Below are 7,386 nucleotides of genomic sequence, written 5' to 3'. Positions count from 1 at the left end.
TTCCCCGGTCAAGCCGGGGAATGACGACTTTTGGCTTTTTTTCGCCAGGATCATATTGTTGTCAAGAAGTTACAGACACACTACACTCGTGTAAGCTCCTCTGAATGCCAGGATTTATGTACAAAAATTCGGCGGAATGCGTTTTCTAGCGTGATATCAGCTGGTTATGTGTTACCGCGCGGGGTGTTGTACAAAAATCTGGCATTACATACCTTTTGACGTGATATCAGTTGGTTAAGGATTTTTGGGAGGTGGTTTGTACAAAAATTTGTACAAATCGACGGACTTTGAAGAGAGAAAGTAGTCGTCGGCTAACGGGGTTTTGGCAATATCGTCAAGAATCGAAGATAAATTTTTTGCTGAAATATTAAGCAGTTACCTTCCTACCCTTGCAGATCGAGGGTGAACCAAGGTGTTCACTTCTTCTCAAGATGATGCCTTGGCATCATTGTTGCTAAAATATAGGGCAAAACAAGCGTAGTGAAGAAATTTCTTCATTCGCTTTCCTCCTGCTAAAGGCTAATCGTCAGCCACGCGATTAGCCTTTACTTTTTAGCCACAAAAAAAGGCCGCCGAGACACAGCGGCCTTTTTCCATTTCCAGATGCAGGCTAACTGGGCCACCCCGTCGAAGCTATGCGGCGTTTGGTACGATCCAGTATCAGGCATTCTGTGCCTGGCATCCGTTCTATGAAACGCTTCCCGGCATCAGGCTGAAGGACAAAAACGGCAGTCGACAGCGCATCTGCGTCCATGACATTGGAAGCCATTACAGTTACGCTTGCGCTTTGTCTTGGCGAAAGCCCGGATTCTGGATCCACAATATGGTGATAGAGTTTTTCTTTATCAAAATAGATTTCATAATTACCGGACGTTGCTAAAGCGCCGTTAGCCATCTTGACAACGTCCCCCAAAAGCCCTTCCTTATCGGGATTCTGCACCCCCACCCTCCACGGCGTGCCGTCTTGCCTTCCCCCTATTGCGCGAATATCACCGCCCGCGTTGATCAAGGCATGTTTGATACCGGTGCGCCTTATCAAGTCGGCTGCCTGGTCAATTATGTAACCCTTGGCAATGCCGTCCAAGGTAATCCCCATACCTTGTTTCTTGAATCGAATCGATTTTCCGTCAAAGACCACAGCGCCGGCATCGACTAATTCCAGCGCCTTATCAAGAGCTGCTTCGGGCGGAGGACTCTTGTGGGCGTCAAAATGTCGCTTATACAGGTCGACCAACGGTTGGACGGTTATTTCGAAGGCGCCGCCAGATGCTTTGTGAAAATGGAGGGAGCGATTAATAACTTGAGCTACCTCAGGGGGCACATCGCCCAACTGCCCCTCTTTGTTGAGGGCGCCGATGGGAGTATCGGTTCGATAACGGTCCAGCAAGCCGGTAAGCCTATCCATTTCTTCAAAGGCCTTTCCGATTACCTCCTCACCTTGAACTCTGGAAGGGTGCATAACCGTGATGGAAACAAAGGTCCCCATATTCAGCTTGGTTTCGGTGACCTTGAACAGCTTTTTGTTAAATGCTACGCTTTCTGAAATCGGCAGTAAGCCACCAGCAGCGAACCCTATGCCCAAGATACCGGAGAGTTTCAGAAAATCTCTTCTATCCATCGTGTGCCGCCCTTGTTTTTTTGCAGACATGGTTCCTTCCTCCATCTGTGTAAGGCCTGAATTACGCTATTCCTCTCCCTTCAAGACTGGCTACAAAGGGTGAGGCTTTAACTAAGATAGTCCGGCCTATAGTATAATTCCATATGCTTGTCAACCATTGAGCTGCTTCATCCTGAGTTTATTGAGAACTTGGCGTGGCTGCTCCGTATGCAGTTGTGGTTACTCCAAGAATTGTGATATGCATGTCTAAGATCCTTACGCAATTGGTTGATCAACATGGTGTCTTACAGATTCAAATATCGATGGGTAACGCTGGTGCTCTGTCTCTGCGCGACCGCACGGCCTGCTTATGGGGATGAGGCTGCCAAGCTTGTCAAAGCCGCCATTGACTACTGGCGCGATGTGTCTTCTTACTCGGTCACGGACATGACCATCCACCGGCCCAAGTGGGAACGTACCATGAGTCTACGGGTCTGGACCAGGGGCGAGAAGGAGTCGTTAGTCCGTGTGGTTTCCCCGGCCAAGGATGCAGGCAATAGCACGCTACTGGCGGACAACAAGATGTGGACTTTTTCGCCAAAGATAAATCGGATTATCAAGATTCCATCCAGTATGATGTACCAGAGCTGGATGGGGTCGGATTTTTCCAACAATGACATTGCCAGGGCAGATGACCTTGTTCACTTATATACGCACAGGTTGTTGGGCACGGAAACCAGGGAGGGCCGGAAAGTCCTCATTGTAGAAGCCACCCCCTTTGACAGCGCGCCTGTTGTATGGGGCAAGGAAGTGCTGGCGATCCGTGACGACTATGTTTTGCTGGAACATGTCTTTTATGATCAGGACATGGTGTTGGTCAAAAAGATGGGCACTCTGGAGGTAAAACAGATGGGGGGCAAAGAGATTGCCGTCCTGCAACGCATGCAGAAAATGGACAAACCGGATGAGTGGACCCAAATTTTTGTAAAGGAAGCAAGGTTCGGGATCAACATACCAGGGAACACATTTACCCTTTCAAATCTGCGCAACCCCCGTCGATAGGTCATGAGCATCACGCTTCGTCTAGCCTGGCGTAACATCTGGCGGCATCCCCGTAGAACGCTGCTCACTTCGTCTGCCATAGCCTTTGCGGCCGCGATCCTTGTTTTCATGGTGACCCTGCAACGAAGTTCCTATGATAAGATGATCGACTTTACCCTCCGTGTTTACCATGGCCATTTACAGGTGCAACCCAAAGGATATCTGGACAAACCGCAGATTCGTAACACCATACCCGATGCCCGCGCACTGGCGTCTCACATCAGGAGACTGAGCGGATCAGCCAGCCTGTCGGTCCGTGCCATGGGCTTTGCCCTGGCATCATCCAAAGAACGCAGTTATGGCGTCCAGGTTCTCGGTGTGGAGACGGAGAATGAAAGCCACGTATCGACCATCCCTGGACTGGTAAGAAAGGGACGTTTCCTCTCATCTGATGACGCCCAAGAAGCCATTATAGGATACCTGCTGGCGCGGAACCTCAAACTGAATGTGGGCGAGGAACTTACCTTGCTTGGAACAGGCAGAGACGGTTCAGTGGCAGCAACTGTGGTGCCTATTGTCGGCATCTTCGAGAGCGGGTCTGCCGACTTGGACCGCCAACTCGTACAACTGCCTTTGGGCGCCTTTCAGGACGTCTTCAGCATGGGAAATCACGGCCACACCATCGTGGTTGTCGGCGAGAGCCTGGAACATTTGGAAGAGTTACGGCGGGCTGTTAGAAGCGGCCTGCCACCGGAGAGTTCTTTGGTGGTATTAAACTGGGAGGCATTGTTGCCTGGATTAAAACAGGCGATTCAGATGGACTGGGCCTCTGGGTGGTTCTTGTATGCCTCCTTGATCATTATCGTCTCCTTCAGCATTCTGAATACCTTTCTAATGTCGGTCCTTGAGCGAACGCGCGAATTCGGGATCATGCTGGCGCTCGGGGCCAGGCCAGGGCGTATCGGCGTTCTTGTAATCGTGGAAGCAGTCTGGCTGACTCTCCTGGGGCTGGCCGTAGGCATGGTCATCGGCACTGCAACCGTTATTTACTTTCATATCTACGGGTTTTCATACCCGGGCATGGAGGAGCTGGCTGCTCACTACAATATGCCGGCCGTCATCCACCTCGCTCTTTCGCCTCTGTCCTTGACACTGGGGCCTGCGGTGATCCTTCTTGTCACTTGCGCAGCCGCCTTGTACCCGGCTTTGCGGATAAGACTGCTCAAGCCGGTAGACGCTATGAAAGCAGTGTGAGCAATGAGTACTCTGAACGTCAGGTTGCTATACACCCTGGCCTGGCGAAATGTGTGGCGCAACCATCGGCGCACGTTTGTGATACTGGTGGCTATTGCCTTTGGCATATGGTCCATGGTGACATTGGCGGCCATTATGCGTGGCATGATCGAACAACAGGTGCGCAATGCCATAAACAATCTGACCGGGCACATCCAGGTGCACGCTGTTGGCTATCGTGATGATCCCGTCGTCGATAACAGCATGCCCCCACCTGCTCCTCACATGGTGGAGGTTCTGCGCGGGGAGCATGTAAGGGCCTGGTCCACAAGGGTAAGCGTGCCGGCTGTGGTGGCGAGCGAACGGGAGTCTGCGGGTGTTACACTTGTGGGCGTCGATCCTGAGGCCGAACACGGACTGTCTTTTATCGCAAAGGCGGTAACCGAAGGGCGGTATTTGAAATCTCCCGGCGATCATGGTGTGCTCCTGGGTCGCAAGCTGGCCGAACGCTTGGAAACCTCTTTGGGTAAACGAGTTGTTGTGATGAGTCAGGACGTCGATAATGAAATTGCCGACCGGGGTTTTCGCGTTGTGGGCATTTTTGACGCAAATATGGAGGCCACTGAGACCGGTTATGTCTTTACTGGCCGGTCGGTTGCACAGGAGATGTTGAGGCTGGGTGAGAACATCTCAGAACTGGCGGTGGTTGCGCGTGACCGCCAGGATCTGAGTGCCGTGTTGCAGCTCCTTGTCCGTGTGGCTCCGGGACTTGATATCCAGCCGTGGACCAAGCTGGAGCCATTGCTCGTGTTGACAGTGAAGATGTACGAGGCCACCATGCTCATCTGGTTTGTAGTCGTGTTTCTGGCCATGTCGTTCGGTCTGATCAATACATTGCTTATGGCCGTGTTCGAGCGGACGAGAGAAATTGGGCTGTTCCAGGCGTTGGGGATGCGCCCTGGGTTCTTGCTCAGCCAAGTATTGCTGGAGTCTTTGATGGTGTTGATGATCGGCCTGTTTATGGGCAATGTGCTTGCCTGGGGGACAATTGCTTTCCTTGCCGACGGTCTGAATCTTTCCGCTTTTGCCGAGGGCCTTGAGTGGGCTGGAATAAGCAGCGTGATCTACCCGCTTATTAGCGCGTCAGACGTGATTTCGGCCAATCTTCTGGTTGTCGTTTTAGGTATCGTTGCCAGCTTATACCCGGCCTGGCGTGCGGCCCGTCGTGTGCCGGTGGAGGCAATTACCAGGACTTGACGGCTATGGAACAGAATGTGATTTGCAGAGGGCTTTCCAAGACTTACCAGCAGGGTGCCATCATCGTAGAAGCCCTCTCGGGAATTGATCTGGATGTGCCAAAGGGTGATTTCGTCTGTCTTTCCGGGCCGTCGGGCTCGGGCAAGACCACGCTGTTAAATCTTGTTGGCGGGCTGGATGCGCCCACTGGGGGTGAAGTCACTGTGGCAGGCCAGCGCGTTGATTTGATGAGCCAGGCACAGCTTGCAACCATGCGCCTTATGCATCTGGGTTTTGTGTTCCAGGCCTATAATCTCATCCCGGTTCTTACCGCCCGGGAAAATGTGGAATTCGTGATGCAACTTCAGGGGATAGACCGAAAGAAACGGCGTGCCAGGGCCAGGGCCATTCTCGAGGATGTCGGCTTGAAAGGATTGGAAAGCCGTAGGCCCGCACAACTTTCCGGCGGCCAGCAGCAGCGCGTGGCTGTGGCCCGTGCCATGGTCTCCGGGCCAAGTCTTGTGCTGGCAGACGAACCGACCGCCAACCTGGATTCACACAACGGGGAGATGCTCCTGGAACTCATGCGCAAGATGAACGAAGGCCGCGGCGTAACTTTTATTATTGCAACACACGAACAACTGGTCATGGATCACGCAAGACGGCTCATAAAACTGCATGACGGTCGCATCGTTTCTGACGAACTTCAGCGTTGAATGCATGCGCGGTTTCATTGCCATACTGCTATGTGCTGTCACTTGCTTGGCACATGCTGATGAATGGGAATTCCGGGGCCACCTTAAGTATCAACTGGCCCAGGCGCTGTACGAGAGCGAAGACCTGTATGCCGTATATGGAGACGATACCCCCACGGACCACGAAGTCGACTTTCGTCTTAAGGCCCAGAAAAGCTGGGACCGATGGGATGCAACAATCCACTATGAATTGCTGGCCCTCACGGGTGATTCTCTGGAAACCAGGCAGGCATTGACCTCTGCCGGCCTGTTGTCTGCTACGGCCCGTACAGGGCTGCCTTCTGATGACAGGCGACTTGTTGATCTGACCGATCAAATCACTGACAGGAGTCGGCTTGCCGCAGTTCAGCGCCTCGACCGCCTCTCTATTGGCTATTCCGGTGAAACTGTAGTCCTTCGTGCCGGTCGCCAGGCCGTGAGCTGGGGCAACGGGCTTGCCTTTAACCCCCTAGACGTCCTTAATCCCTTCTCTCCCACGGCTGTGGACAAGGACTACAAGACAGGAGACGACATGCTCTATGGCCAATGGTTGTTTGAAAACGGCGATGACCTGCAAGCGATTGTCCTGCCCAGACGTGACCCCGTCTCCAATGACGTTAAGAGCGATCAGAGTTCCTATAGTCTAAAATACCATGGCATGAAAGCCGGCATGGACTATGACCTTCTCGTTGCATGCCACTATGACGAGGCTTTGCTGGGGGTTGGCTTGGCCAAAGACTGGCAAGGGGCCGTATGGCGTTTTGATATCAGCATAACAGAACCTGATGGCGGGGGCCGCGCCATATCCCTTGCGACAAACCTTGACTATTCCTGGACGTGGTTTGGTCGCAATGTTTACGGTTATGTTGAATACTTCCGAAGCGGTGTGGGAGAGGCTCACAAGAACTATGCGAAGCCGAATACGGATTTGCAGAAGCGCATTTCCCGCGGTGAATTATTCAATGTTGGCCGGGATTATCTTGCCACGGGTTTGGAGATGGAACTGACCCCCTTGTTTCATCTGTTTCCCAGCATGATCTGTAATCTCAACGATGAGAGCCTGTTTGTTCAGGTGAAAGCAACCTACGATTGGAAGGAGAACCTTCTCATTACCTGGGGGATCAACCTGTCGTACGGTAAGCGGAGTTCGGAATTCGGCGGGATACGGTCTGGCACAACGGATTTTTTTGATGCACCTGGAGATGAGGGCTATGTAAGGATTTCGTATTTCTTCTAACGATTTTAGGTCACAGTCAAGATACGTTGCAGCCTGGTCCAATAGCGAAGACCCCCTTGAGTCCTGCGTGTTAAAGCCCTTAAGCCTGTTTGATGCCAAAGTGGAGCCAGAATTGGTATTTTTATCTTTCAATACGCACCAAAAAATGATCTGGGAAATCTCCTTTGAGATTAAATGACCAGTCGTCGCATCGATAACTAGTGTAGTGTCTCAACGATGCCTTTACAATTACTGTCATGCCGGACTTGATCCGGCATCCAGTTCTTTTTCTGGATTCCCCGGTCAAGCCGGGGAATGACGACTTTTGG

The 7,386-nt window shown here is 52.1% G+C and carries 6 protein-coding genes; 5 read left to right on the top strand and 1 reads right to left on the bottom strand.

The genetic code is table 11. The features are described 5' to 3' along the window. Window positions 1-610 precede the first annotated feature (610 nt). Window positions 611-1,648 carry an FAD:protein FMN transferase gene (locus tag JW883_01615; GenBank protein MBN1840963.1) on the bottom strand — a complete coding sequence of 346 codons (1,038 nt, stop codon included), beginning with the start codon at window positions 1,646-1,648 and terminating at the stop codon, window positions 611-613. 246 nt (window positions 1,649-1,894) lie between these two features. Here JW883_01615 and JW883_01610 point away from each other — a divergent pair, with 246 nt between their 5' ends. Genes JW883_01610 through JW883_01590 form a run of 5 tightly spaced genes read left to right on the top strand, consistent with a single transcriptional unit; the run spans window position 1,895 to window position 7,078 of the window. Continuing rightward, window positions 1,895-2,659 carry an outer membrane lipoprotein-sorting protein gene (locus tag JW883_01610; GenBank protein MBN1840962.1) on the top strand — a complete coding sequence of 255 codons (765 nt, stop codon included), beginning with the start codon at window positions 1,895-1,897 and terminating at the stop codon, window positions 2,657-2,659. Window positions 2,660-2,662: 3 nt separating this feature from the next. After that, complete coding sequence (locus JW883_01605) at window positions 2,663-3,892, top strand: ABC transporter permease (protein MBN1840961.1); 1,230 nt, start codon at window positions 2,663-2,665, stop codon at window positions 3,890-3,892. A 3-nt stretch (window positions 3,893-3,895) separates the two neighbouring features. Continuing rightward, window positions 3,896-5,128, top strand: a complete 1,233-nt coding sequence (locus JW883_01600; GenBank protein ID MBN1840960.1) for an ABC transporter permease — start codon at window positions 3,896-3,898, stop codon at window positions 5,126-5,128. Window positions 5,129-5,133: 5 nt separating this feature from the next. Then, entirely contained in the window at window positions 5,134-5,823 is a 690-nt protein-coding gene (locus tag JW883_01595; protein MBN1840959.1) for an ABC transporter ATP-binding protein, read from the top strand. Next, the gene (locus JW883_01590) at window positions 5,786-7,078 is read left to right on the top strand and encodes a hypothetical protein (protein MBN1840958.1); all 1,293 of its coding nucleotides are present in this window, start codon (window positions 5,786-5,788) and stop codon (window positions 7,076-7,078) included. Before JW883_01595 ends, JW883_01590 begins: the two co-directional genes overlap by 38 nt. Window positions 7,079-7,386: the final 308 nt, after the last annotated feature.

This window comes from Deltaproteobacteria bacterium (assembly GCA_016930875.1).
Lineage (GTDB): Bacteria > Desulfobacterota > Desulfobacteria > Desulfobacterales.
The sequence above is the reverse complement of the archived record's forward strand: the minus strand, read 5'-3'. Positions and strand labels throughout refer to the sequence as shown.

Excerpts from the sequence above, each read along its gene's own strand:
- JW883_01595 (MBN1840959.1), top strand. The coding sequence starts at position 5,134 with ATGGAACAGAATGTGATTTGCAGAGGGCTTTCCAAGACTTACCAGCAG.
- JW883_01615 (MBN1840963.1), bottom strand. The coding sequence starts at position 1,648 with ATGTCTGCAAAAAAACAAGGGCGGCACACGATGGATAGAAGAGATTTT.
- JW883_01590 (MBN1840958.1), top strand. The coding sequence starts at position 5,786 with ATGACGGTCGCATCGTTTCTGACGAACTTCAGCGTTGAATGCATGCGC.
- JW883_01610 (MBN1840962.1), top strand. The coding sequence starts at position 1,895 with ATGGTGTCTTACAGATTCAAATATCGATGGGTAACGCTGGTGCTCTGT.
- JW883_01600 (MBN1840960.1), top strand. The coding sequence starts at position 3,896 with ATGAGTACTCTGAACGTCAGGTTGCTATACACCCTGGCCTGGCGAAAT.
- JW883_01605 (MBN1840961.1), top strand. The coding sequence starts at position 2,663 with ATGAGCATCACGCTTCGTCTAGCCTGGCGTAACATCTGGCGGCATCCC.